Genomic DNA, 24,381 nt, shown 5'->3' with positions numbered 1-24,381 from the left:
CGTGCCGACAATTTTTTTACCATTTGGTATAAGTTTATCATCGATTTTCAGGCGCGAAAGCCTGGGCGACGAAATCTCCTTATACTCTCATAGGATCGCCGGTGAGAGTCCAGCGCGAATATACACAGGGAGATTGCATCCATGGCGCGGGTGCGTGAAGCCGCTTCCCTCCCCCTTGTGGGGAGGGTTTGGGGGGCCTTGCGGAAGGTCGCGGGCTGAATCCCGGCCAACTAACGCAGCAGCCTCAATGCGTTGATCGTCACCAGGACGGTCGCGCCGGTATCGGCGAGGATCGCCGGCCAGAGGCCCGTCACGCCGGCAATGGTCGTCGCCAGGAACACCGCCTTGAGCCCGAGTGCGATCGTGATGTTCTGGTGAATGTTGCGCATCGTCACCCGTGACAGCTTCACCATCTCCGAGACGTCCGAGACGCGGGCATGGAGGCTGGCCGCGTCGGCCGTTTCCAGCGCCACGTCGGTGCCGCCGCCAACGGCGATGCCGACATCCGCCGCCGCCAGAGCCGGCGCGTCGTTGATGCCGTCGCCGACTTTCGCCACGACGAGACCTTCGGCCTTGAGCCCGCTTACGATGCGCTGCTTATCCTCGGGAAGAAGCCCTGCATGCGCCTCGATGCCCCCGAGCCGGCCGGCGATCGCCTCGGCCGTCGCCCGGTTGTCGCCGGTGAGCATCACCACCCGCAACCCCTGAGCGGCGAGCGCCCTCAGGCCCGCCGCGGCATCCGCACGCGGTTCGTCGCGCATGGCAAGCGCTCCGGCTGCCCTCCCGCCGACGACGAGCACGGAGACGGTCTTCCCCTCACCCTGCAGGGTTTCGATCCGAGCCAGTTCATCCGCCGCCAGCGGCGCGCGCTCCCGGGCCGCCTCGGGCGAGCCGAGGAAAAGCTCGACGCCGTCTGCGGAAGCGGCAACGCCCTTGCCCCCGATGGCCCTGGCGCCTTCGACGGGAAGGAGCGCCAATCCATCGGCTTCGGCACGCGACAGGACGGCACGAGCCAGCGGATGGCTGGATCCCTGTTCGAGCGCAGCGGCGTAGTCGAGCACCTCCGCTTCCGATCTGCCGAAGGCGACGATGTCGGTCAGTTTCGGCCTGCCTTCGGTGAGCGTTCCGGTCTTGTCGAAGGCGACGGCTGTGATCCTGCCGAGATTTTCGAGGACGGCGCCGCCTTTGATCAGAAGACCGCGGCGCGCACCTGCCGAAAGGCTCGCCGCGATCGCGGCCGGCGTGGAGATGACGAGGGCACAGGGGCAACCGATCAGGAGAAGCGCGAGCCCTTTGTAAATCCAGTCCTGCCACAGGCCGCCGAAGGCGAGCGGCGAGATGATCGCGACCAATGCCGCGACGAGCACCACGCCCGGCGTGTAATATCGGGAGAAGCGATCGATGAAACGCTCCGTCGGCGCCTTCTTCTCCTGCGCCTCTTCGACAAGCCTGATGACGCGCGCGATGGTGTTGTCGGCTGCGGCGGCGGTGACGCGCACCCGCAGCGCGCCGTCACCATTGACGGTTCCGGCAAAGACGTTCGCGCCGGCTTCCTTCAGGACGGGCGTGCTCTCGCCGGTCACCGGCGCCTCGTCGACGCCGCTCTCGCCGGAGACGATGATACCGTCGGCGGGAAGCCGGTCGCCGGGACGGACGAGGACGATGGCGCCAGGGGCCAGGCTTTCGGCGGGGACCTCCACGGTCCTGCCGTTTTCTTCGAGGAGCGCCGATTTCGGCACGAGCGCCGTCAGCGCCTGTATGCTCGCCCGTGCCTTGCCCGCGGCAACACCCTCGAGCAGTTCCCCGATCAGGAACAGGAGGACGACCATGGCCGCCTCCTCGCCGGCGCCGATGAAGACGGCACCGGCTGCCGCAATGGTCATCAGCATCTCGATCGAGAAAGGCGTGCCGGAAAGTGCTGCCATGAGCGCGCGTCTCGCGATCGGCACCAGGCCGACGAGCATGGCGAGGATGAAAATCCAGGGCTCGGTACCGGGAACGAACTGGCCGATGGCATAGGCTGCGGCAAGGGCAACGCCGCAGGCGAGCGTGAACCTGCCTTTTGCCGTTCGCCACCATGGCAAGGGCGCCCTGAAATGGGACGACGGCTTCGTGCCTGCCGGAAGGATTGTCGGATGGCCGTGATCCTGGTGCGGGCCGCCTGCAACATGCTCGTGGCCGCAGCAGGCGTGCTCGCTCTGAGCCGGCTGCCGTTCTGCCGCAACGTCAAGCGGCGCAAGCCCGTAGCCGAGTCCGCCGACCTTCCGCATCACCTGGGCGCCGATATCGTCGCGCGCCGCATGCCGGACGGTCATGGTGCCGGCGGCCACCGAGACATTCACGTCCTCGACCCCCGCAACCCGCCTGACGGCCGTTTCGATCTTGGTCGCGCAGGACGCGCAATCCATCCCATCGACGCGGAATCTCGTTTCCCGAAATATGCCTGTCATTCCATGCTCCTTACGAAACCGGAAGCAGGCTAAGTCCTCTAGCAACTAGAGGTTCAAGAGGGAAAATGCGCGGGCCACCCGGCATTCGCCGCGAGCTTGCGTTCCGCCTGCGCCCCGTCGGTGAACAATTCCGGCATCAGATCGGCCAGGCGGACGATCTTGCCCGTACGCGAACTCTGAAGCGCCGCAATGCCGCAAAGGACCGACATGGCGCCGGCCCGCGCACCTGCGCGCTGTCCAAGCGGATCCTTCGCATCCGGCGCGAAGAGCGTATTCCGCAGCCGGTCGTCGCCGCCATAGTGTCCGCCGGGAAAATGCGGCACCGTGATCCGTTCGATCGCCGCCTTGCCCTTCGGAAAGTTGCGGACGAGCAGGATCATGTCCTCCGCCGGCGTCTCCCACGGCTGGTCCTCGTACTGGCGAAGCTCGATCCTGCCCTTCGTACCGTTGAAGGCGATATGATGGCCCTCGATCGGCTGGAAGGTGTTGAGCGAATAGGAGACGTGGACGTCGTTGCGGTAGCGGATATTCGCGACCATCGTGTCGGGGATGTCGATATCCTTGCGGAAGACGCAGCCGTCGCGGAAATAGCCGTCGATTTCGGAAGGTTCCTCATAGAGCGAGTCGAGAAACGGATCGGCTTCGAGATCGAGGTAGAAGTCGCACTCGCTCTTGTGAGGACAGAGTTTGCAGCGGGGACCTCGAAACGGTCCCTTGCGGCCGTACATCTGCAGGTCGGCAAAGGCGCTGACCGCGTCCGGATCGCTGTCGAGATACCAGTTCAGGAGATCGAAATGGTGTGTCGCCTTGTGCACGAAGAGGCTGCCCGAGCGTTCCGTATAGGCGTGCCAGCGGCGGAAATAATCGGCGCCGTGGCGTGTATCGAGATACCAGTGGAAATCGACCGAGGTGACGCGGCCGATCTCGCCGGCATTGAGGAGTTCCTTGATGCGTGCTGCGGTCGGCGCGAAGCGGTAGTTGAAGGAAACGTCCACCCGCCGCCCGGTCCGCTTCTCCGCGTCGAGAATGCGGCGGATCTTCTCGACCGTGGTCGACATCGGCTTTTCGGTGATGACGTCGGCGCCGGACTCCAGGGCGCGCACGACGATATCGTCATGCGTGTCGTCCGGGGTGCAGACGATGACGAGATCGGGGCGCGTTTCGGCAAGCATGGTATCGACATTGCCGTAAACAGGCGCATTGGTGGCGATCATCGTGCGGGCGCGCTCGGCCCGCAGCGCGTTCGTATCGGCAATGGCGACCAGATCGACGAGGCCGCGCCAGCCGGCCAGAAGATCCCTGCCCCACATGGTGGTTCCGCGGTTGCCGGTGCCGACCAGCGCAAAGCGACGCTTGTTGTCCATCATATCCTCACGCAATCCCTGTCATATTTTGCCCTGTCATATTTTGCCCTGTCATATTTTGTAGGAGACACATCCTGCCCCAGCATATCAGCAGCAGTTCCGGTAGCGTTCCACACAGGTCGCGATCACCTCCTCGGCCGGACGCTTCCACCAGTTGTCTGCGGAGAAGATCTCGACCTCCTGAGCCCCGTGGAAGCCGGCCGCCTCGATCCGGCGCCGGATACCCTTGAGGTCGATGACGCCGTCGCCCATCATGCCGCGATCCGTCAGCATGTCCTTCGTGGGGACGAGCCAATCGCAGATGTGATGAGCGAGGATCGCCTGCATTTTGCCGGCCCTCGCGATCTGCTCGTCGAGATCGGGATCCCACCATACGTGATAGACGTCGATCGCCACGCCGACGCCCGGGCCAAGGGTGTCGCAGATATCGAGAGCCTGTCCGAGCGTGTTCACGCAGGCGCGGTCGGCGGCATACATCGGATGCAGGGGCTCGATCGCAAGCGGCACGCCGGCCGCGCGCGCATGCGGCAGCACTGCCGCGATCCCTTCCAGAACCATCCGCCGCGCCGCGTCGATGTTCTTCGAACCTCCCGGAAGGCCGCCGACGACCAGTACCAGGCAATCGGCGCCGAGTTCCGCTGCCTCGTCCACCGCGCGCCTGTTGTCGTCGATCGCCTTTTCGCGTCCTGACGCTTCCGGCGCCGGAAAGAAGCCGCCGCGGCATAGCCCGGTGAGCTTCAGACCGTTGGAGCGGACGATACGCACGGCCTCGTCGAACCCGATCGCCGCCACCTGGTCGCGCCAGGGCGCAATCGCCGTGATGCCGTGCTTTAGACAGATATCCACGGCTTCGGCGAAGCCGCACTGCTCCCGGATCGTCGCCAGATTGATGGAAAGCCCTTCGACCAGCATATGTTTTCCTCCCGATTTCAGGACACCGTCGCCGCCCAGCCCGGCTCGACGGATGAGCCGAGACCGACGGACCGCAAGACGGTGGAAAAGGTGATTTCGCCGCCGCGGATCGCCAGCCGCGCCCGCCCGGAAGCTCTTTCGTAGAGATCGCCATGGCGGGCGAGATAGGCGGCCTGCTCTGCCGCCGGGGCGCCGGCCATGCCGTCGACATAGTGGTGACCGTTGCGTTCGACGTGGCCGGCGCCGATAAGCGCTGCCAGCACGAGATCCTGCTGGAGCGCCAGGCCCGACTGCGTGGTCAGGTCCTCGGCGGACATGAAACAGCATGCGGTCCCGGCCTCGGCGTTCCACATCTCCACGCGAGCGCGGTTGATGAGTGCCCGGTAGAAGCCTTTGCAGGACTTCGAGGAGATGCCGGCATAACCGAGCGCGCGGGCACGGAGAAACGCGCCGATATCGCCATCGGACTCGTCGATTTCGAGCGGCATCCGCCGGGCGACTTCCGTGACCGGTTTCGACAGCGCCTCGGCGCGAGCGATCGGCTGCTCGAAGAAGAGCGCCGAGGCGCTCAATTTTTCGAGCCGCGGCTCTTCGGCGATCCGGTCGAGGAGATCGGCAACGGCATCGGCATTTTCGAACTGTTCGTTGCCGTCGAGCGTCACCCGATACGCATCGACGCCCTGGTCGAGAATGGCGGCGATGGCGAGCAGACGCTCGGTGTCTTCGGCCGGGCGCCCCGATACCTTGATCTTGAAATAGCGGTGGCCATAGGCGGCGATCACCTCTTCCAGCGTCTGTGGCAGGCCGTCCTCCAGCCGCTGCCCGGGCGCGAAATCGGCCGCCGTCAGCGCGTCTGCAAGGCCGATCGTGTGGCGAACGGCCAGCCTCGGGCCGGGTTCGAGGCGCGAGAGGAACCGCGCAAGGTCGAAGCCTCCCAGATCGGGCGCGGTGGCGTCGGTGATGCCCGGCAGGTTGCCTCTGACCGCCTCGGCGGCGCTTGCTCCGGTCATGCGGCACACCGCGTCGAGGATGGCGCGATCAAGGAGCGCCAGGCCGTAGGAGGCGACAAGGGCTGGCAGGCCATGCCCGGCTGCCGCCCGGTGGTGATCACCCTCGGCAGCCGCGTGCAGTCCAAAGGGGGTCTGCGCCTGCAGCGAGGTCAGCCCTTCGACCGCCAGACGCAAGGAGGCACGCAGCTGCTCGATATTGTCCTGCGGCGAAAGACCCGGGTTCTTGTCGAACCATTTCGGCATCATCATCTCTGCCGACCAGCCGATGGCGGACCGGCCGCGCGCATCCTCCACCCGCACCCGGACGAAGGCCTGCGGCGCGCTCGCAACGCGCGCCGAGCCGAAGCGGAAGGGAAAACGGAACTCGACCGGCCGCTCGAAAACCTCCGCTTCGGCCAGCCTGACGCGCGGGGCTTGCGTCATCGCAAAGCCTCACTCGACGCCGTGCACGGCGAGCACGCGCCGCATGCGGGCGGCGGCAAGCTCCGGATCGGTCAGAACCCCGGCTTTGTCCGCAAGGCGGAAAAGCTCGGCGAGATGGACGAGCGATCGGGCGCTCTGCTGTCCGCCGATCATGATGAAATGGTCCTGAAGGCCGTTCAGATAAGCAAGGAAGACGACGCCGGTCTTGTAGAAACGCGTCGGCGCCTTGAAGATGTGGCGCGAGAGCGGCACCGTCGGCTCCAGCAATTCGAAGAATTCGCCGTTTCGCCCGCTGCCCAGCGCTTCCAGCGCCGCCGAAGCCACCGGCGCGATGGCGTCGAAGATGCCGAGCAGCGCATCCGAATGCCCTTCCTCGTCGCCGGCGATGAGTTCGGCATAGTTGAAGTCGTCGCCGGTATACATGCGCACGGCTTTGGGCAGTTGCCGCCGCATCACGATCTCCTTCTCCTTGGAAAGGAGTGAAATCTTGATGCCGTCGACCTTTGCGGCATGCGCCTCGAGGACCTCGAGGCAGGTCTTCATCGCCGCCATGTGGTCGCCATTGCCCCAGTAGCCTTCGAGCGCCGGATCGAACATCTCGCCGAGCCAGTGAATGATCACCGGCTCCTTCACCTGCGAGAGAACGCGGTCGTAGACGCGGATATAGTCCTCCGGGCCCTTCGCCGCGGCGGCAAGCGCCCGGCTCGCCATCAGGATGATCCGGCCTCCTTCTGCCTCGATCGCCTCGATCTGGCTCTCATAGGCCCGGAGAATATCGTCGATCGACACGTCCGGCCCAGGCGCCAGATGGTCGGTGCCGGCGCCGCAGGCGATCAGCGCGCCCTGGCGGCCGCGCGCTTCGGCAAGCGAGCGGCGGATGAGTTCGCGCGCTTCCGGCCAGCCGAGGCCCATGCCGCGCTGGGCTGTATCCATCGCTTCGGCAACGCCGAGACCGAGATCCCAGAGGCGGTGACGAAAGGCAAGCGTGCACTCCCAGTCGATCGCCGGCGCCAGCCAGGGATCGTTGTCGGCGAGCGGATCGGCGACCACATGGGCGGCGGCGAAGGCGACCCTGGAAAAGGCCTTGGCGTCACGCCTGTTGAAAGGCACCGGCCGACCCGTGAGGTCGTAGCTGGCAAGCCTGCCTTCGATTGGAAGCTTGATGCTGACCATGGCTCAGAGCTCCAATTCCGGAACGTCGAGCCAGCGGCGCTCCGCCCAGGATTTGAGGCCGAGTTCCGCAAGCTGTACGCCCTTGGCGCCGGCCTCGAGCCCATAGGGCCAGGGGCCGTCCTCCGCGACGTGGCGCAGGAACATTTCCCACTGCGCCTTGAAGCCGTTGTCGAAGGCCTGCGTATCCGGCACCTCGTCCCATGTCCTGTAGAAATCGATCGTCTGCGGCTGATCGGGATTCCAGACCGGTTTCGGGGTGTTGACGCGGTGCTGCGTCCAGCATTTCGTGAGTCCGGCGACAGCGGAACCATGGGTTCCGTCGACCTGAAACGTCACCAGATCGTCGCGCCGCACGCGCACCGCCCAGGAGGAATTGATATGCGCGACGATACCGCCTTCAAGTTCGAAGGTGGCATAGGCCGCGTCGTCGGTGTCACAGTCGTAGGCGCGGCCCTGTTCGTCGATACGGTTTGGGATATGGGTCGCGCCGAGGCAGGAGACGGCCTTCACTTCCCCGAAGAGATTGTCGAGCACGTAGCGCCAGTGGCAGAGCATGTCGAGGATGATGCCGCCGCCGTCCTTTTTCCGGTAGTTCCATGAGGGCCGCTGGGCCGGAACGCCCCAGTCGCCTTCGAACACCCAGTAGCCGAACTCGCCGCGCACCGAGAGGATCTTGCCGAAAAAGCCCGACTCTCTCAGCAGGGCCAGCTTGCGAAGGCCCGGCAGGAACAGCTTGTCCTGCACGACCCCATGCTTGAGCCCGGAGGTGCGTGCCTTCCGCGCCAGCTTGACCGCCGTCCTCAGATCGTCGGAGATCGGCTTCTCGCAATAGACGTGCTTGCCGGCGTCGAGCGCGCGGCCGATGAGCTCGGCACGCATCAGCGTCGTGCCGGCGTCGAAGAATATCTGGTCGTTCGGATCGGCAAGCGCCGCGTCGAGATCGGTCGACCAGCGGGCGATGGTATGGCGCTTGGCCAATTGCTCCATCTTGTCGCGATTGCGGCCGACAATGATCGGATCGATCTCCAGCCTTTCGCCCGACTGGAGCGTGATCCCGCCCTGATCACGGATGGCCAGGATCGAGCGCACCAGATGCTGGTTGTAGCCCATGCGGCCGGTGACACCGTGCAATATTATACCCAAACGCGGCATGCCGTTCCTCCCTGAGAGGCCGGTGAGGGGAAGAACCAGCCCTCCCAAGCCAGTAACTAATCGGTTACTTTGTGGCAGAGGAGAATCGCACTTGTCAACAAAAAAAACGACATGTGCCTGGATCAGCGCCGGATCGACGCCAGCGTGACATGGACGATATGGCGCTTCCAGACGTCGAGATTGCTCTTGTCCATGAGGTCGCGGCCGAAGATCGTCGAGAGCGTGTACTGGTTGGAAAGGTAGAAATAACCGAGGGCGGCGATCGTCAGATAGAGGTTGAGCGGATCGACATCGGGCCGAAAGAGCCCCTCGGCCTTGCCGCGCCGGAGAAGGTCGGAGAGCTTATCTATGAAGCTCGAATGCAGTTCCTTTAGACGCGTCGACTGACGCAGCCAGCGGGCCCGGTGCAGGTTCTCGGTGCCGAGGAGACTCAGGAATTCCGGATGTTCCAGGAAGTAGTCCCAGGTGAACATGGCAAGCTCAGCAATTCCCTGCTCGGGTTCCAAGTCGCTGAGATTAAGGGATTTTTCTGCCGTTCTTATCCCCACATAGGCCTCCTCCAGGACCGCGAGATAAAGCTGTTCCTTGTCGCCGAAGTAGTGGTAGAGCATGCGCTTGTTGATGCCGGCCCTCTCGGCGATGGAATCGACGCGGGCGCCGCCTATGCCGTTTTCGGCGAACTCCCGGGTCGCGGCGGCGAGGATCGAGGCACGCGTGCGCTCGGGGTCGCGCTGAAGCGCCCGCTCCGCCCGTCCCCCGGACCCGCTCCTCCCTTTCGCCTCGCCTCTTATCTTGTCCATCACGCGCAACCTCCGCAACCTCTTGCCTTTAACGGCCTTCGGTGCAACTTTGTCAAAATAATTTACAAGCCAATGACAGTTCGGCACACAACTGCTTGACAGGATCACTGCTTCTCCATAACTTGTAACCAAATAGTTATTTGTTGCAAGAGGCCGGAACGTTGTGGAGGCGTTCCGAAGGGAGGAGGAACAGATGACGCATAAGATCAGCAGGCGAAACGTACTCGCGGGAGGGGCGGCACTTCTTTCGATGTCCGCACTGGGGCCCGCCTTTGCGCAGGAGGCGCGGCTGCGGGTGCTCTGGTGGGGTTCACAGGCCCGTGCCGACCGCACGAACAAGGTCAATCAGCTCTTCCAGGAACAGAACGCGGGCGTCGCCATCAACGGCGAATTCCTCGGCTGGAGCGACTACTGGCCGCGGCTTGCCACCCAGGTGGCCGGGCGCAATGCGCCCGACATCATCCAGATGGACTATCGCTACATCGTCGAATATGCCCGGCGCGGCGCGCTCGCGCCCCTCGACGATTATCTCGGTTCCGTGCTCAAGGTCGAGGATTTCGACCAGGTGCAGATCAAGGGCGGCAGCGTCGAAGGCAAGCTCTACGGCATCAGCCTCGGCGCCAATTCGGCGGCGATGATGGTCAATGCCGCCGCTTTCGAGGAAGCCGGCATCGAACTTCCGACGCCGTCGACGACCTGGGAAGAGATGGCGCGGACGGGCGCCGAGATCACCAAGGCCGGCAAGCGCAAGGGTTTCTATGGCCTCTCCGACGGCAGCGCGGTCGAGCCGCTGTTCGAAAACTGGCTGCGCCAGCGCGGCAAGGCATTGTTCACCGCGGACGGCAAGATCGCCTATGATGCGAACGATGCGGCCGAATGGTTCGCCATGTGGCAGAAAATGCGCGAGGACAAGGCCTGCGTCCCGCCGGACATCCAGGCGCTCGACCAGTACAATGTGGAGACGAGCCCCCTATCGCTCGGCAAGGCGGCCGCTTCCTTCGCGCACTCCAATCAGTTCGTCGCCTATCAGGGCATAAACAAGGACAAACTGGCGCTGAGAAGCCATCCACTGATCGACAAGGATGCGAAGGGCGGCCATTATCGCAAGCCGTCGATGTTCTTCTCGGTCTCGGCCCAGACCAAGGACCCGGAACTCGGCGCAAAATACGTCAACTTCTTCGTCAAGGACCCGAAAGCCGCCGAAATCCTGGGCGTCGAGCGCGGCGTACCGGAATCGGCAGCCGTACGCGAGAAACTGGCGTCGACGCTCGACGAGCTCGGCCGCGCCATGCTCGACTATGTCTCGGGCCTCGGAGCGCTTGCCGGCGATCTGCCGCCGCCGCCGCCCAGCGGTGCCGGCGAGGCGGAATTCGCTCTGCGCAACGTCGCCGAACAGGTCGGCTTCGGTCAGCTCGACGCCAAGCAAGGAGGCGAGACGCTGGTGAACGAGGTCAGCCAAATCCTCGCACGAGGTTAAGGAGGATGGCGGCCGTGCAGGACACCGCTGTCGCAGTCGGCACGGGCGCGTCATCGCGCCCGGCCGCACAGGGTCGCCTGGCCAGGACATGGGCAAGCCATGGCGCCGGCTACATGTTTCTGTTGCCATGGCTCATCGGCTTCTTCGGCCTGACGCTCGGGCCCGCCATCGCCTCGCTCTATCTTTCCTTCACGAATTTCGACCTGATCCGCGCGCCGGAATGGATCGGCACCGCAAATTACGTGCGCATCGCGACAGCCGACCCGAAATTCGCCGCGGCGATCAAGGTGACCTTTCTCTATGTCGTGCTTTCGGTGCCCTTCAAGCTCGCCTTCGCGCTGCTCGTCGCGATCCTTCTCGACCGCGGCGTCCGGGGGCTCACCGTCTATCGGGCGATCTTCTACCTGCCGTCGCTACTTGGCGGCAGCGTCGCGATCGCCGTGCTCTGGCGACAGCTCTTCGCCGGCGACGGCCTGATCAACAGCCTGCTGGCCCAGTTCGGCATCGAGGGGCCGAGCTGGATCTCGCATCCGGACTATTCGATATGGACGCTCGTGGTCTTGAGCGTCTGGCAGTTCGGATCGCCGATGATCATCTTCCTTGCGGGCCTTCGGCAGATCCCGACGGACATGTACGAGGCGGCGAGCCTCGACGGGGCGTCCAAGTTCCGTCAGTTCTACAAGATCACGCTGCCGCTCTTGACGCCGGTGATCTTCTTCAACGCGGTCGTGCAGACGATCGACGCCTTCAAGGCCTTCACACCCGCCTTCATCATTTCCGGCGGCACCGGCGGGCCGATCAACTCGACGCTGTTCTACACGCTTTACCTCTACCAGGAGGCCTTCGGTAATTTCCGCATGGGCTACGCCTCGGCGCTTGCCTGGATTCTCGTGCTGATCATCGGGCTGTTCACGGCCTTCTCGTTCCTCACCTCTCGCTACTGGGTGCACTACGATGACTGACGCGACCATGAGCTCGGTAACCGCCGCGCCGCCGGTCCCGACGGGCCGCCGCGGCCCTGTGGGATCGGTCCTCGTTCACGCCGCCCTGATCGCCGCCTCGATCGCCATGATCTATCCGCTCCTGTGGATGATCTCGGCATCGGTCAGGCCGGAGGACGAGATCTTCGCCTCCACGTCGCTTTGGCCCTCCTCGGTTGATTTCTCCTCCTATCTGCGCGGCTGGTTCGGGCTCGACGTCAGCTTCGGGCGGTTCTTCTGGAACTCGCTGGTCATCGCGGTCCTCACCGTCGTCGGCAATGTCGTCGCCTGCTCGCTCGCGGCCTATGCCTTCGCAAGGCTGCGCTTCGCGGGGCGGAATTTCTGGTTCGCGATCATGCTCGGCACGATGATGATCCCCTATCACGTGACGCTCATTCCCCAATATGTGCTCTTCCTCGATCTCGGCTGGGTGAACACCTTCCTGCCGCTGGTGGTCCCGAAGTTTCTTGCCAGCGATGCCTTCTTCATCTTCCTCATGGTGCAGTTCTTCCGCGGAATCCCGCGCGAACTGGACGAAGCGGCGATGATGGACGGCTGCGGCGCCTGGCGCATCTACTGGAAGATCATGCTGCCGCTATCGCTTCCCGTTCTGGCGACGGCCGCCATCTTCTCCTTCATCTGGACCTGGGACGATTTCTTCGGGCCGCTGATCTACCTCAACGACATGAACAGCTACACGATCCAGCTCGGCTTGAGGACCTTCGTCGACTCGAGCAGCACCTCCGACTGGGGCGGGCTCTTCGCCATGTCGACGCTCTCGCTCGTGCCGGTGTTCTTCTTCTTCCTCTTCTTCCAGCGCCTTCTGATCGAGGGCATCGCCACCACCGGCATGAAACGCTGAGCGACGGAGCTAGAAAACCATCATGGACGAATTGCGTTTCGCTGCCGTCGGGCTCAACCACAATCACATCTACGGCCAGGTCGACTGCCTGCTTCGGGCCGGCGCCCGCCTCGCCGGTTTCCACGAGAAGGACGATGCGCTGGCCGCGGAATTTTCCGCCGTCTACGCAGACGCCCCGCGCATCGCGACGGCAGAGGAAATCCTCGAGGACGAGAGCATCGGCCTCATCGTCTCGGCCGCCGTTTCGAGCGAGCGCGCGGAACTGGCGATCCGTGCCATGCAGCACGGCAAGGACGTGCTTGTCGACAAGCCGGGCATGACGAGCTTCGACCAGCTCGCCAAGCTGCGCCGGGTCCAGGCCGAGACAAGCCGCATCTTCTCGATCCTCTATTCGGAGCATTTCGAGAGCCCGGCCACGGTCAAGGCCGGCGAGCTCGTCGCCGCCGGCGCGATCGGCGAGGTGGTGCACATCGTCGGCCTCGGCCCGCACAGGCTGCGCCGCGAGACGCGGCCCGACTGGTTCTTCCGCCGCGCGGACTATGGCGGCATCCTGACCGACATCGCATCGCACCAGTGCGAGCAGTTCCTGTTCTTCACCGGCGTCAACGACGCGACCGTGCTTTCGGCGAGCGTCGGCAACCGGAGCGTTCCCGACGCTCCCGAACTGCAGGATACGGGCAGCATCCACCTCGCGACGGGGCGGGCCACCGGCATGATCCATGTGAACTGGCTGACCCCGGAGGGAATGCCGACCTGGGGTGACGGCCGGCTCTTCATCGTGGGCACATCCGGAACGATCGAGGTCCGCAAGGCGGTCGATCTCGCCGGGCGCGAAGGCGGCAACCACCTGTTTCTCGCGGACCGCAACGGCGTCGAACATATCGACTGCTCCGGCGTCGACCTGCCCTTCGGGCGTCAGTTCCTCGCCGACATCCGCGACAGGACCGAAACCGCGATGCCGCAGGAGCGCTGCCTCAAGGCCATGGAGCTTGCGCTTCAGGCGCAGGCGATCGCCGAACAGAACGGGGACAGGAACTGACATGAGCGTGAAGACAGTCGCCATCATCGGCTGCGGCATCGGGCGTTCGCATATCGTCGAGGGCTATCAGCCGCACCCGGACAAGTTCCGAGTCCAGGCTCTCTGCGACCTCAACGAGGAACGGATGAACGAAGTGGGCGACGAATTCGGGATCGAGCAGCGGACCCGCCACTTCGAGGAACTTCTCGCCGACGATGGAATCGACATCATCGACATCTGCACCCCGCCAGGCATCCATCTCGAACAGGTGCTCGCGGCCCTTGCCGCCGGCAAGCATGTGGTCTGCGAAAAGCCGCTGACCGGATCGCTGAAGGGCGTCGATGCGATCATGGAAGCCGAGAAGCAGGCACGTGGCGTGCTGATGCCGATCTTCCAGTATCGCTACGGCGACGGCATCGAGAAAGCCAAGCGCATCATCGAGGCCGGCATCTCGGGCAAGCCCTATGTCGGCTCGGTCGAGACTTTCTGGCTGCGCACGCCCGAATATTATTCCGTCCCCTGGAGGGGCAAGTGGGCGACGGAGCTCGGCGGCGTGCTCGTCACCCACGCGCTGCATCTGCACGATATGATGCTGCATCTTCTCGGCCCGGTGGCGCGCGTGTTCGGCCGGGTTGCGACCCGGGTCAACGACATCGAGGTCGAGGACTGCGCCTCCGCGAGCCTGCTCATGAAGAACGGCGCCTTCGTTTCGCTTTCCTGTACGCTCGGCTCTCAGGAGCAGATCAGCCGGCTAAGGCTGCATTTCGAGAACGTCACCTTCGAGAGCAGCCACGAACCTTATGCGCCGGGTAAGGATCCGTGGAAGATCATCGCGGCAAATGACGAAGTGCAGGCGCGGATAGACGAAGTGACCGGCGACTGGCGTCCGGTCTTGCCGCGCTTCACCACCCAGATGGCGCATTTCCACGATTTCCTGAGCGGCAGAGGACCCCTGCCCGTGACGACGCAGGATGCGCGCCGCGCGCTGGAACTGGTCACCGCGATCTATCAATCCGCCGATACCGGCCGCGAAATAGAGTTGCCGCTCGGGCCGGACAGCCCGAAATATGCCGATTGGCGTGCGAATACCCGATAGAGAGCCGCAGGGAGGAACTTTGACATGGCGACGAGCGTCGTTCTTCAGAAGGTCGAGAAGCGCTACGGCGCGCTCGATGTGATCCACGGCATCGACCTGACCATAGACCCCGGCGAGTTCGCCGTCTTCGTGGGTCCGTCCGGTTGCGGCAAGTCGACGCTGCTCAGAATGATCGCCGGATTGGAGGAGATTTCCGGCGGCACGCTGATGCTCGACAGCGACCGCATGAACGAAGTGGCACCCGCCAGGCGCGGCATTGCCATGGTGTTCCAGTCCTATGCGCTCTATCCGCACATGTCGGTCTACAAGAACCTCGCTTTCGGCCTCGAAACGGCCGGCTTCAAGAAGGCCGAAATCGAGCCGAAGGTGCGCCGGGCGGCCGAGATCCTGCAGATCGAAAAGCTGCTCGACCGCAAGCCGAAGGCGCTCTCCGGCGGTCAGCGGCAACGCGTGGCGATCGGCCGCGCGATCGTGCGCGAGCCGCGGATCTTCCTCTTCGACGAGCCGCTTTCCAATCTCGACGCCGAACTCCGCGTGCAGATGCGCGTGGAGATATCAAGGCTTCATCGGGACCTCGGAAACACCATGATCTATGTGACGCACGATCAGGTGGAGGCCATGACCATGGCCGACAAGATCGTCGTCCTGAATTCCGGCCGGATCGAGCAGGTGGGCGCACCGCTCGATCTCTACAACAATCCCGTCAACCGCTTCGTCGCCGGCTTCATCGGCAGCCCCAAGATGAATTTCCTCAAGGCGCGGATCGCGGAGGTCACCGGAAGCGAAACGGCGATCGAGGTCTGCGGCGGAACGATCCGCCTGCCCCGTCGCCTGAACGGTGCGACCCAGGGGCAGGACGTCACATTCGGCATCCGGCCGGAGCATCTTTCCGCGCGCGAGGGCGGCATCGAGCTCGCTTCGGTCAATGTCGAGATCGTCGAGAATCTCGGCGGCGAAACCATGCTCTACGGGATCACGCCGGATCGCCAGCAGCTGACCGTCGCGCTGGAGGGGCAGCAGAAGGTCGAGCGGGGCTCCAATCTCGCCGTCCACTTCGACCCGTCGCGCTGCCACGTCTTCGGCGCCGACGGAAGGGCCATGCGATGAAACTGTTCTACAGCCGCAATCCCAACCCGAGGCTTGCCGTCGCGGTGGCACGCCATCTCGCAGCCGAGGTCGAGTTCGAATTCGCCTCACCCTTCGCGCCGGGGCAGGCGGAGCGGTTTCGGCCGCTCAACCCCAACCTTTCGCTGCCGATACTCGTGGAGGCCGGAAAAAGCCTTTGGGAGGCCGACGCGATCGCCTGCCGGCTTTCCCGCAAGGTGCAATCGGATTTCTGGCGCATGGGCGACGACGAACCCGACATGGTCCGATGGATCAGCTGGGGCAAGGAAAACTTCGTAAGAGCTTGCGACATGGTGCAGTTCGAGCGCGGCACGAAGCAGCGCTATGGGCTCGGCCCGATCGACCAGCAGCTGGTCGAGGAGGGGCTGAGCAGGTTCCGTACGGCAGCGGCGATACTCGATATGGAGCTTTCCGGGCGGAACTGGCTGGTCGGAGACGCCGTATCCCATGCGGATTTCCGAATGGCGAGCTTTCTGCCCTTCAACGACGCCGCCCGACTGCCGCTTGGCGATTATCCCAACATCTGCCGCTGGAGTGACCGGCTCGAGGAGATCGATGCCTGGCGCGATCCCTTCAGGGGTCTGGATGCGCCCGAACTGCCGCCGATTCCGGAGCGCTGATCAGACCGCAGACGCCAGCCTCAAATCCAGCGATCGTCGAAGCGGTGGACGGCCACACCCGCCACGGGGCTTCTTGCGACGAAAATGCCGCCGGAGCGGTTTTTCTCGCCGATGCCCGCGGGCCGCAGCGACGTGACGAGAAGCGTCTTCAGGCCCGCTCCGGCGAAGCAGGGCATGGTCGGCGCCGGCACTGGAAAGCGATGCGTCCCGACAAGGCGACCTTCGGGCGAGAAGCGGTTGACGATGCCCGCCGACACGCCGGCGCTCCAGTAATGGGCTTCCACGTCGGTTGCGGCTCCGTCCGGTCGGCCGCTCGCCTCGTCCAGGCTTGCCAGCCGCCGGCGCCCGGAAAGCGCGCCCGTTGCGGGGTCGAACTGCCAGCGGTCGACCCAGGCGCCGCGCGAATCCGAGTGAAACAGAAGAGCACCGTCGCCGCTCCAGGCAAGGCCGTTGGAGCAGACGATGGCTTCCACCTTGCGTTCCACCGCGCCGTCCGGCGAGACGCGGTAGAGCGACGCGACGGGCCGGCGGTCGGGCACATCGTGCATCGTCCCCACCCAGAAGGCGCCGTCCGGTCCGACCTTGCCGTCGTTGAGGCGCGTATCCGCAACGTCCGGCTCGACCGCGGCGATTTCCCTGGTGATCGCGCCGACATCGGGATCGAACAGAACCACGCGATCGCGCTGCGCCAGCACGAGGCGTCCGGAGCGCGCGAGGCCAGCGCTGCAGGCGCCGCCCTCGACGGTCCATTCGACGTGGCCGGCGCCCGAAAGCTCGACGCGATGAAGGGCGCTGCGGCCGATATCGACGAAGAACAGGCAGTTCCGGCGCTCATCGAAAACCGGGCTTTCGGCGACGTCGCAACGCGAATCCAGAAGACACTCAAATGTTAAATCGAAAGACATGTTTCACACCATGGGCCCGGGCCGCCGCCAGAAGATGCGCCCAGAGGCGCTTAAACTCCCATTTTTGAATTCGTTGCCGCAGTTGCCAGCTCTATCATTGCTCTTGCCCTCGCTCAACTTGTAAAATAAAAATACAAGAAACCGGCCGGGAGATCTGCATGAAAACGCCCCTCGTAACCCGCGACCCTGAAGGCCTGCCGCTCGGCGCGGTGCGCCGCGGCAGCGTGTCGCCCGAAGGCGGAAAGCGTGTCCGCAAATGGTCGAGCCGGGCTACCGGCGAGCGCTTGAAGTGGATCGGAGCATGACCGGATCAGAGATCGCCATGGGAGCCGGTGATACGGGCGCGCGATTCCGTCAGATGGTAGCGCATGTAAAGGCGGGCGAGATCCCGGTTCTGGCCCGAAATGGCAGAGTAGATCTTGCGGTGTTCTTCGAGGACACGGCGGCGGCGGTCATCGGAGCCCTGCCGCGTCAGGCCGAGCGCCATGCGCATCGAGCCGCTGAGAATGTCACGCAGCTCTTCCAGAAGGCGTGGAAAAAGTTCGTTGCCCGCAGCTTCCGCTACCGCGTGGTGAAAGGCGAAGTCCTCTTCCCATCCGGTTTCCCCGCGCGCGAAGGCGCCTTCCAGCGCCGCCAGCGCCTCGCCGATCTGGTTGAGCTGAGCCTTGGTCCGGCGCATCGCGGCAAGCCCCGCGCATTCCGTCTCGAGCGCGAGCCGGGGCTCGAAAGCCCTGAGATAGATCGCGATCTCGGCCGAGGCGGCGAGACTGGTGAGCTTGTCGGACGGACGCGATTTCACGAAGGTGCCGATGCCTTGGCGCGAAACCACGAGGCCGTCGGCCTGCAGCCGCATCAGCGCCTCTCGCACGACCGGACGGGAAACCTGAAAGTCGCGGCAGATATGCGCTTCGGACGGCAGCTTGGCTCCCTCGGCCATCTGGCCGCTGGCGATCTGCTCGAGAATTTGCCCGTAGAGAACATCGGCAAGCCGCTCCCGCCGCGCCGGTTTCAGTTTCAACGTTACGTCGTTCAAGGGTCTGCCTTCACCTGTCATTTTTCTGTACAGGCGCAATCTAGCCGACCCACCCGCAAATGCAAAGGAGGCTGCCGATGACCGGGCGCAAGAAGCCGGAGGAATTTCGAAGCTTTCGCTGGTTCGGCGTCAAGGACCTTCGCGCCTTCGGCCACAGATCCCGCCTTTATCAGATGGGCTACGACCATGCGGAACTCGCAAACAAGCCCGTCATCGCGATCATCAATACCTGGAGCGACATCAATCCGTGCCACGCGCATCTGAGGACTCGGGCGGAGGAGGTCAAGCGCGGCGTTTGGCAGGCGGGCGGCTTCCCGATCGAGCTGCCCGCCATGTCGCTGGCAGAGACCTATGTGAAGCCGACGACGATGCTCTACCGCAACTTCCTGGCGATGGAGGTGGAGGAGCTCATCCGCTCGCATCCGGTCGATGGCGTTGTACTGCTTGCCGGCTGCGACAAGACTACGCCGGGAACGATCATGGGAGCGATCCAGGTCGACCTGCCGACGATCTTCGTGCCGGCCGGGCCGATGCTGCGCGGCAATTATCGCGGCCGGATGCTGGGTTCCGGATCGGACGTCTGGAAATACTGGGCGGAAAAGGAAGCCGGCCGCATCACCGAGAACGAATGGAGCGAAATGGAGCGCGGTATCGCCCGCTCCTTCGGCACCTGCATGACGATGGGCACGGCCTCGACCATGACGGCGCTGGCCGACACGCTGGGGCTTTCGCTGCCCGGCGCCTCCGCCATCCCCGCGGCGGATGCCGGCCATGCGCGAATGGCGGCGCTTTCCGGCGCGCGCATCGTCGAGATGGTCTTCGAGGACCTGAAGCCGTCCGACATCATGACGGCGCAGGCATTCGAGAATGCGCTCGCGGTGCACATGGCGATGGCCGGCTCGACCAATGCGATGATCCATCTTATCGCGATCGCGCGGCGCTGCGGCGTTCCTCTGACGCTCGATGATTTCGACCGCGTATCGGCCCAAGTCCCTGTTCTCTGCAACATCCGGCCGACCGGTGAATTCCTGATGGAGGACTTCTACTATGCCGGCGGTCTGATCGCGCTCTGGAAACAATTGAAGCCGCTCCTGCATACCGGGGAACGCAATGTGATCGGCACGATCGGCGGCGCTCTCGACGAGGCCGAAGTCCATCTGCCGGAGGTGATCCGCCCGCTGGACAGGCCGGTTGCCGCGCGCGGCGGCACGGCAATTCTCAAAGGCAACCTCGCGCCGCAGGGCTGCGTGATGAAGCCCGCGGCCGCCGACCCTGCCCTCCTCGAACACCGCGGTCCGGCCCTCGTCTTCGACGATTACGACGCGATGATGAGAGCGGTGAACGACGAGGATCTCGACGTCACAGCCGACACGGTGATGATCCTGCGCAATGCCGGTCCGGTCGGCGGACCGGGCATGCCGGAATGGGGCATGCTGCCGATCCCGAAGAAGCTTTTGAAAGAGGGCGTGCGCGACATGGTGCGCATTTCCGACGCCCGGATGAGCGGCACCAGCTACGGCGCCTGCATCCTCCACGTGGCGCCGGAGGCCTATGTCGGCGGCCCGCTGGCAGCGGTCCGCAACGGCGACATCATCGCGCTCGACGTCGATCGCCGCACGATCACGCTCGAGGTCGATCAGGCCGAGATCGAACGCCGGCTCGCCGAATGGAGGCCGCCGGAGCGCGATTATTCGAGGGGCTATCTGAAGATGCATGCGGAGAATATCCAGCAGGCACCGGAAGGCTGCGACTTCACCTTCCTGCAATCGCCCCATAAGCTGCCCGAACCCGAGATTCATTGATCACCGTGACGACTGGTCATTGGAGCCGAAGTCATCACGATCCGTGCGAAGCAGGTTGTACGCATGACGCGACTATTGATAACCGGGGCCGCAGGCGGCCTCGGCCGCTATGCCCGCGAGGGACTGAAGGGCTGCGCCGATGTTCTGCGCCTTTCGGATGTCGCCACGCTTTTTCCCGCCCGAGAGGGGGAGGAAGTCGTGCATTGCGACCTCGCCGAGCGCGAGGCGGTCGACCGACTCGTGCGCGGCTGCGATGCGATCCTGCATCTCGGTGCAATCTCGGTGGAGTCCGACTTCGACGCTCTTCTTCAGGCCAACATCCTCGGCACCTACAATCTCTACGAGGCGGCGCGAAAGGCCGGCGTGAACCGCGTTCTCTTTGCGAGCACCAACCATGTGACCGGCTTCCATCCCGTCGGCGAGACGCTCGACCACCTGTCGCCGCGGCGGCCGGACAGCCTTTACGGCGTGAGCAAGTGCTTCGGCGAGGATCTTTCCCGGCTCTATTTCGACAAATACGGCATGGAAACCGCCTGCCTCAGGATCGGCAGCTGCTTTGCCGAACCCACGAACCGCCGCATGCTCTCCACCTGGCTGAGCCCGCGCGACTTCCTGGCGCTTGTGCGCAGGCTTCTCGATGCACCGAAAATCGGCCATCTGGTTCTCTACGGCGTCTCCGCCAACCGTGACGTCTGGTGGTCAAACGGGCATGCGGATTTCCTCGGCTGGCGCCCGCAGGACAGCAGCGAACCTTACCGGCACGCGATTGAAGAGCGTGAGGAGGCGCCTTCGGACGGCGTGCGCTATCAGGGCGGGCGTCATGCGGCGGCGAAGTTGCCGGGTTAAGGCAACCGGCCCGCAAGACCACGGTTCTCCATCCCCGCCGCTGCTCGGCATTGCCCTGGCGCGGCACCGCCATAGATTCTGCAGCGGCAGCTTCGGCAGCTCGTTGCGCCGTCGCTATCCGAGCTCTCGCTTCAGGAGGAATACATGACTTCCCCCAGGACGGCAGGTGGCGTTTCCGGCCATGATCCATTATCCGCCAATCCGCTCTCCGCAGATGAACTTCGGCGGATGGACGCCTACTGGCGGGCGTCGAACTATCTCTCCGTCGGCCAGATCTACCTCCTCGACAATCCGCTTCTCAGCGAGCCGCTGAAGCGGGAGCACATCAAGCCGCGGCTTCTCGGCCATTGGGGTACGTCGCCGGGCCTGAACATGCTCTATGTCCACCTGAACCGGGTGATCAAGCGCGACGATCTCGAAATGATGTATGTCATCGGGCCCGGGCATGGCGGGCCCTCGCTCGTCGCCCACGCCTATCTGGAGGGCACCTATAGCGAGGTCTATCCGGACATCAGCCAGGACGCCGAGGGCCTGCGGAAGCTGTTCAAGCAGTTCAGCTTCCCCGGCGGCATCCCGAGCCATGTCGCGCCGGAAACGCCGGGCAGCATTCACGAGGGCGGCGAGCTCGGCTATGCGTTGAGCCATGCCTACGGTGCCGCCTTCGACAATCCGGAGCTGATCGTCGCCTGCGTCGTGGGCGACGGGGAAGCCGAAACGGGTCCGCTCGCGACCGGCTGGCACGGCAACAAGTTCCTGAACCCGGCGCGCGACGGGTGCGTCCTGCCCATCCTGCACCTCAACGGATACAAGATCGCCAATCCCTGCTTTCTCGCACGCATTCCCAGAGAGGAGCTGCAGAAGTTCTTCGAGGGCATGGGCTATGCGCCGCTTTTCGTCGAAGGTCATGACCCCGCAGACGTGCACCAGCAGCTGGCGGGCGCGCTCGATACCGCGCTTGCCGATGTCAGGCGCATTCAGGCCGACGCCCGGGTCAACGGAAATCTGAAACGCCCTGCCTGGCCGATGATCGTCTTCCGCACACCCAAGGGCTGGACCTGCCCGGCCGAAATCGACGGCAAGAAATGCGAGGATTACTGGCGATCGCATCAGGTGCCGATGGGCGACATGGACAAGCCGGAGCATGTCCGCATCCTCGAAGGCTGGATGAAGAGCTATCGGCCGGAGGAGCTTTTCGACGGTGAAGGGCGGCTGACGGCGGAACTGGCGGAGCTTGCCCCAACGGGCCGCCGCCGGATGAGCGACAATCCGCATGCCAATGGCGGGCTGTTGCTGCGCGACCTGAAGATGCCCGACTTCCGCGATTATGCGGTTTCGGTTCAGAGCCCGGGAACGGCCACGGCCGAGTCGGCCCGCGTGATGGGCAGCTATCTGCGCGACGTGATGAAGCTCAACCTGAAGTCCGGGAACTTCCGCCTGTTCAGTCCGGACGAAAACAACTCGAACCGCTGGCAGGACGTGCTCGAAGTCACGGATCGCTGTTTCATGGCGGACATCTATCCGGAAGACGACCATTTGTCGCCGGACGGGCGGCTGATGGAGGTCCTCAGCGAGCATCAATGCCAGGGCTGGCTCGAAGGCTATCTGCTTACCGGACGCCACGGCTTCTTTTCCTGCTACGAAGCCTTCATTCACATCATCGACTCGATGTTCAACCAGCACGCCAAATGGCTGAAGGTCTGCAACGAAATCCCGTGGCGGCGCCCGATCGCTTCCTTGAACTATTTCCTGAGCTCGCATGTCTGGCGCCAGGACCATAACGGCTTCAGCCATCAAGATCCCGGCTTCATCGACCACGTGGTCAACAAGAAGGCGGACACCATCCGCGTCTATCTGCCGCCGGACGCCAATACGCTGCTGTCGGTGACGGACCATTGCCTGAGGAGCCGCAACTACATCAACGTCGTCGTTGCCGGCAAGCAGCCCTCTCCGCAATGGCTAACCATGGACCAGGCGGTGAAGCATTGCACCGAAGGCCTCGGCATCTGGGAATGGGCAAGCAACGACAAAGGCTGCGAGCCGGACGTGGTCATGGCATGCTGCGGCGATGTTCCGACGCTGGAGACGCTTGCCGCAGTGCAATTGCTGCGCGAGCACCTGCCGGAATTGAAGGTGCGGGTGATCAACGTGGTCAATCTGATGAAGCTGCAGCCGTCGGGGGAGCACCCGCACGGCCTGCCGGACCGCGACTTCGACGCCCTGTTCACAAAGGACAAGCCGATCATCTTCGCCTTCCATGGCTATCCCTGGCTGATCCACCGCCTCACCTATCGCCGTACGAACCATGCCAATCTGCATGTCCGCGGCTACAAGGAAGAGGGGACGACGACGACGCCCTTCGACATGGTGGTGCTCAACCATCTGGACCGGTTCCATCTGGTCGAGGACGTCATCGACCGGCTGCCGCAACTCGGCGCCCGCGCCGCATATTTCAAGCAGGCGATCCACGAGCGGCTGATCGACCACAAGCACCATATCGAAAAATACGGCGAGGACATGCCGGCGATCAGTGGCTGGAAATGGGGCGGCGGCAGCGCCGGGACGGCACAGGGAACATCGACCGAAGGCGACAATGTCTGAGAGACGCACTTCCGCGGCCGGACCTACCATCACGAAAGGCCCGCCGAAGCGGGCCTATTTCCGTGTTTCGATCACCGGTCCGATGCAGAGCGTGCCTCTGATGCGATGGGCGGTAATGGCGGGTTGGAGCAAGCCGGTTTCGGCCTCTATCGACCTCAGCCCATCCGTTCCGACGCGTAGGAACCCGGGCTTGGCGGGAAGACGACGACGCGGTTGCCGTTGATGAAGCAGCGGTGGTGGATATGGGCGTGCACGGCGCGGGCCAGCACCTGGCTTTCGACGTCGCGGCCGATCGAGACGTAGTCCTCGGCCGACTGGGCATGGGTGATGCGGGCGATATCCTGCTCGATGATCGGTCCCTCGTCGAGATCGGCGGTGACGTAATGGGCCGTCGCGCCGATCAGCTTCACGCCGCGCTCATAGGCCTGTTTATAGGGGTTCGCCCCCTTGAACGACGGCAGGAAGGAGTGGTGGATGTTGATGATCTTCCCCGACATCTTCTTGCAGAGCGCATCGGAAAGCACCTGCATGTAGCGGGCAAGAACGATCAGCTCGGCGCCGGTCTGCTCGACCACGTCCATCAGCTGGGCTTCGGCCTTGGGCTTGTTCTCCTTCGTCACTTTGATGCAGTGGAAGGGGATGTCGTGGTTGACGACCACCTTCTGGTAGTCGAAGTGGTTGGAGACGACCCCGACGATGTCGATCGGCAAGGCGCCGATCTTCCAGCGGTAGAGA

21 protein-coding genes are annotated in these 24,381 nt (G+C 64.0%); 11 read left to right on the top strand and 10 right to left on the bottom strand.

The features are described 5' to 3' along the window. Positions 1–230 precede the first annotated feature (230 nt). The 7 genes from ACTJKL_RS07820 to ACTJKL_RS07790 all read right to left on the bottom strand — a co-directional run bounded on the left by ACTJKL_RS07820 (position 231) and on the right by ACTJKL_RS07790 (position 9,284). On the bottom strand, positions 231–2,450 hold the full coding sequence (locus ACTJKL_RS07820) for a heavy metal translocating P-type ATPase (RefSeq protein ID WP_440852629.1): 2,220 nt from the start codon (positions 2,448–2,450) through the stop codon (positions 231–233). Between the two features lie 53 nt (positions 2,451–2,503). After that, positions 2,504–3,814: a Gfo/Idh/MocA family protein gene (locus ACTJKL_RS07815; RefSeq protein ID WP_440852628.1), complete on the bottom strand. Its 1,311-nt coding sequence runs from the start codon at positions 3,812–3,814 to the stop codon at positions 2,504–2,506. 87 nt (positions 3,815–3,901) lie between these two features. After that, a complete protein-coding gene (locus ACTJKL_RS07810) occupies positions 3,902–4,726 on the bottom strand; it encodes a sugar phosphate isomerase/epimerase family protein (RefSeq protein ID WP_440852627.1) in 825 nt (274 codons plus the stop codon). A gap of 17 nt (positions 4,727–4,743) precedes the next feature. Next, positions 4,744–6,159, bottom strand: coding sequence for an enolase C-terminal domain-like protein (locus tag ACTJKL_RS07805; RefSeq protein ID WP_440852626.1), 1,416 nt, complete (start codon positions 6,157–6,159; stop codon positions 4,744–4,746). Positions 6,160–6,168: 9 nt separating this feature from the next. Further along, positions 6,169–7,332, bottom strand: coding sequence for a dihydrodipicolinate synthase family protein (locus ACTJKL_RS07800; RefSeq protein ID WP_440852625.1), 1,164 nt, complete (start codon positions 7,330–7,332; stop codon positions 6,169–6,171). Between the two features lie 3 nt (positions 7,333–7,335). After that, a complete protein-coding gene (locus ACTJKL_RS07795) occupies positions 7,336–8,484 on the bottom strand; it encodes a Gfo/Idh/MocA family protein (protein ID WP_440852624.1) in 1,149 nt (382 codons plus the stop codon). A 122-nt stretch (positions 8,485–8,606) separates the two neighbouring features. Continuing rightward, positions 8,607–9,284 carry a TetR/AcrR family transcriptional regulator gene (locus ACTJKL_RS07790; RefSeq protein ID WP_018093752.1) on the bottom strand — a complete coding sequence of 226 codons (678 nt, stop codon included), beginning with the start codon at positions 9,282–9,284 and terminating at the stop codon, positions 8,607–8,609. A gap of 193 nt (positions 9,285–9,477) precedes the next feature. Between ACTJKL_RS07790 and ACTJKL_RS07785 the strand changes: the two genes are divergently transcribed. The 7 genes from ACTJKL_RS07785 to ACTJKL_RS07755 are packed head-to-tail and all read left to right on the top strand — an operon-like array spanning position 9,478 to position 16,462. Next, positions 9,478–10,761, top strand: a complete 1,284-nt coding sequence (locus ACTJKL_RS07785) for an ABC transporter substrate-binding protein (RefSeq protein WP_275597044.1) — start codon at positions 9,478–9,480, stop codon at positions 10,759–10,761. Between the two features lie 5 nt (positions 10,762–10,766). After that, the gene (locus tag ACTJKL_RS07780; RefSeq protein WP_018093750.1) at positions 10,767–11,723 is read left to right on the top strand and encodes a carbohydrate ABC transporter permease; all 957 of its coding nucleotides are present in this window, start codon (positions 10,767–10,769) and stop codon (positions 11,721–11,723) included. Beyond that, positions 11,716–12,603 carry a carbohydrate ABC transporter permease gene (locus ACTJKL_RS07775; RefSeq protein WP_100669939.1) on the top strand — a complete coding sequence of 296 codons (888 nt, stop codon included), beginning with the start codon at positions 11,716–11,718 and terminating at the stop codon, positions 12,601–12,603. The genes ACTJKL_RS07780 and ACTJKL_RS07775 overlap by 8 nt, the downstream gene beginning before the upstream one ends. A 22-nt stretch (positions 12,604–12,625) precedes the next feature. After that, entirely contained in the window at positions 12,626–13,642 is a 1,017-nt protein-coding gene (locus tag ACTJKL_RS07770; RefSeq protein WP_440852623.1) for a Gfo/Idh/MocA family protein, read from the top strand. A 1-nt stretch (position 13,643) separates the two neighbouring features. Next, a complete protein-coding gene (locus ACTJKL_RS07765; RefSeq protein WP_440852622.1) occupies positions 13,644–14,717 on the top strand; it encodes a Gfo/Idh/MocA family protein in 1,074 nt (357 codons plus the stop codon). 24 nt (positions 14,718–14,741) lie between these two features. Then, on the top strand, positions 14,742–15,824 hold the full coding sequence (locus ACTJKL_RS07760; protein ID WP_440852621.1) for an ABC transporter ATP-binding protein: 1,083 nt from the start codon (positions 14,742–14,744) through the stop codon (positions 15,822–15,824). After that, positions 15,821–16,462, top strand: coding sequence for a glutathione S-transferase family protein (locus ACTJKL_RS07755; RefSeq protein WP_440852620.1), 642 nt, complete (start codon positions 15,821–15,823; stop codon positions 16,460–16,462). Before ACTJKL_RS07760 ends, ACTJKL_RS07755 begins: the two co-directional genes overlap by 4 nt. Before the next feature lie 20 nt (positions 16,463–16,482). On the opposite strand, the gene ACTJKL_RS07750 is transcribed toward ACTJKL_RS07755, so the two are convergent. Then, complete coding sequence (locus tag ACTJKL_RS07750; protein ID WP_440852619.1) at positions 16,483–17,367, bottom strand: SMP-30/gluconolactonase/LRE family protein; 885 nt, start codon at positions 17,365–17,367, stop codon at positions 16,483–16,485. Between the two features lie 158 nt (positions 17,368–17,525). On the opposite strand from ACTJKL_RS07750, the gene ACTJKL_RS07745 reads away from it, so the two are divergent. Then, on the top strand, positions 17,526–17,672 hold the full coding sequence (locus ACTJKL_RS07745; RefSeq protein ID WP_157813651.1) for a hypothetical protein: 147 nt from the start codon (positions 17,526–17,528) through the stop codon (positions 17,670–17,672). A gap of 5 nt (positions 17,673–17,677) precedes the next feature. Here ACTJKL_RS07745 and ACTJKL_RS07740 read toward each other — a convergent pair whose 3' ends face one another. Next, positions 17,678–18,400, bottom strand: a complete 723-nt coding sequence (locus tag ACTJKL_RS07740) for a FadR/GntR family transcriptional regulator (protein ID WP_100669944.1) — start codon at positions 18,398–18,400, stop codon at positions 17,678–17,680. 77 nt (positions 18,401–18,477) lie between these two features. Between ACTJKL_RS07740 and araD the strand changes: the two genes are divergently transcribed. The 3 genes from araD (at position 18,478) to ACTJKL_RS07725 (ending at position 23,646) form a co-directional block, all read left to right on the top strand. Then, a complete protein-coding gene (gene araD / locus ACTJKL_RS07735; protein ID WP_127708814.1) occupies positions 18,478–20,202 on the top strand; it encodes an L-arabinonate dehydratase in 1,725 nt (574 codons plus the stop codon). A 63-nt stretch (positions 20,203–20,265) separates the two neighbouring features. Further along, the gene (locus ACTJKL_RS07730; RefSeq protein ID WP_440852618.1) at positions 20,266–21,048 is read left to right on the top strand and encodes an NAD-dependent epimerase/dehydratase family protein; all 783 of its coding nucleotides are present in this window, start codon (positions 20,266–20,268) and stop codon (positions 21,046–21,048) included. Positions 21,049–21,192: 144 nt separating this feature from the next. Continuing rightward, positions 21,193–23,646 (top strand): phosphoketolase family protein, encoded by a 2,454-nt coding sequence (locus tag ACTJKL_RS07725; RefSeq protein ID WP_440852617.1) that lies wholly within the window; start codon positions 21,193–21,195, stop codon positions 23,644–23,646. Positions 23,647–23,801: 155 nt separating this feature from the next. Here ACTJKL_RS07725 and ACTJKL_RS07720 read toward each other — a convergent pair. Beyond that, a partial coding sequence (locus ACTJKL_RS07720) for a formyltetrahydrofolate deformylase (protein ID WP_440852616.1) occupies positions 23,802–24,381 on the bottom strand: 580 nt, incomplete at its 5' end.

The organism is Sinorhizobium sp. 22678, from assembly GCF_052044265.1.
In the GTDB taxonomy this organism is placed as follows: Bacteria; Pseudomonadota; Alphaproteobacteria; order Rhizobiales; family Rhizobiaceae; genus Sinorhizobium; species Sinorhizobium meliloti_A.
Note: the sequence above shows the minus strand (reverse complement) of the source record. Positions and strands in the feature narration are given on the sequence as shown.

Bases quoted from the DNA above. Each gene is read 5' to 3' on its own strand.
- ACTJKL_RS07820 (WP_440852629.1), bottom strand. From the start codon at position 2,450: ATGACAGGCATATTTCGGGAAACGAGATTCCGCGTCGATGGGATGGAT.
- ACTJKL_RS07815 (WP_440852628.1), bottom strand. From the start codon at position 3,814: ATGGACAACAAGCGTCGCTTTGCGCTGGTCGGCACCGGCAACCGCGGA.
- ACTJKL_RS07810 (WP_440852627.1), bottom strand. From the start codon at position 4,726: ATGCTGGTCGAAGGGCTTTCCATCAATCTGGCGACGATCCGGGAGCAG.
- ACTJKL_RS07805 (WP_440852626.1), bottom strand. From the start codon at position 6,159: ATGACGCAAGCCCCGCGCGTCAGGCTGGCCGAAGCGGAGGTTTTCGAG.
- ACTJKL_RS07800 (WP_440852625.1), bottom strand. From the start codon at position 7,332: ATGGTCAGCATCAAGCTTCCAATCGAAGGCAGGCTTGCCAGCTACGAC.
- ACTJKL_RS07795 (WP_440852624.1), bottom strand. From the start codon at position 8,484: ATGCCGCGTTTGGGTATAATATTGCACGGTGTCACCGGCCGCATGGGC.
- ACTJKL_RS07790 (WP_018093752.1), bottom strand. From the start codon at position 9,284: ATGGACAAGATAAGAGGCGAGGCGAAAGGGAGGAGCGGGTCCGGGGGA.
- ACTJKL_RS07785 (WP_275597044.1), top strand. From the start codon at position 9,478: ATGACGCATAAGATCAGCAGGCGAAACGTACTCGCGGGAGGGGCGGCA.
- ACTJKL_RS07780 (WP_018093750.1), top strand. From the start codon at position 10,767: ATGGCGGCCGTGCAGGACACCGCTGTCGCAGTCGGCACGGGCGCGTCA.
- ACTJKL_RS07775 (WP_100669939.1), top strand. From the start codon at position 11,716: ATGACTGACGCGACCATGAGCTCGGTAACCGCCGCGCCGCCGGTCCCG.
- ACTJKL_RS07770 (WP_440852623.1), top strand. From the start codon at position 12,626: ATGGACGAATTGCGTTTCGCTGCCGTCGGGCTCAACCACAATCACATC.
- ACTJKL_RS07765 (WP_440852622.1), top strand. From the start codon at position 13,644: ATGAGCGTGAAGACAGTCGCCATCATCGGCTGCGGCATCGGGCGTTCG.
- ACTJKL_RS07760 (WP_440852621.1), top strand. From the start codon at position 14,742: ATGGCGACGAGCGTCGTTCTTCAGAAGGTCGAGAAGCGCTACGGCGCG.
- ACTJKL_RS07755 (WP_440852620.1), top strand. From the start codon at position 15,821: ATGAAACTGTTCTACAGCCGCAATCCCAACCCGAGGCTTGCCGTCGCG.
- ACTJKL_RS07750 (WP_440852619.1), bottom strand. From the start codon at position 17,367: ATGTCTTTCGATTTAACATTTGAGTGTCTTCTGGATTCGCGTTGCGAC.
- ACTJKL_RS07745 (WP_157813651.1), top strand. From the start codon at position 17,526: ATGAAAACGCCCCTCGTAACCCGCGACCCTGAAGGCCTGCCGCTCGGC.
- araD (WP_127708814.1), top strand. From the start codon at position 18,478: ATGACCGGGCGCAAGAAGCCGGAGGAATTTCGAAGCTTTCGCTGGTTC.
- ACTJKL_RS07730 (WP_440852618.1), top strand. From the start codon at position 20,266: ATGACGCGACTATTGATAACCGGGGCCGCAGGCGGCCTCGGCCGCTAT.
- ACTJKL_RS07725 (WP_440852617.1), top strand. From the start codon at position 21,193: ATGACTTCCCCCAGGACGGCAGGTGGCGTTTCCGGCCATGATCCATTA.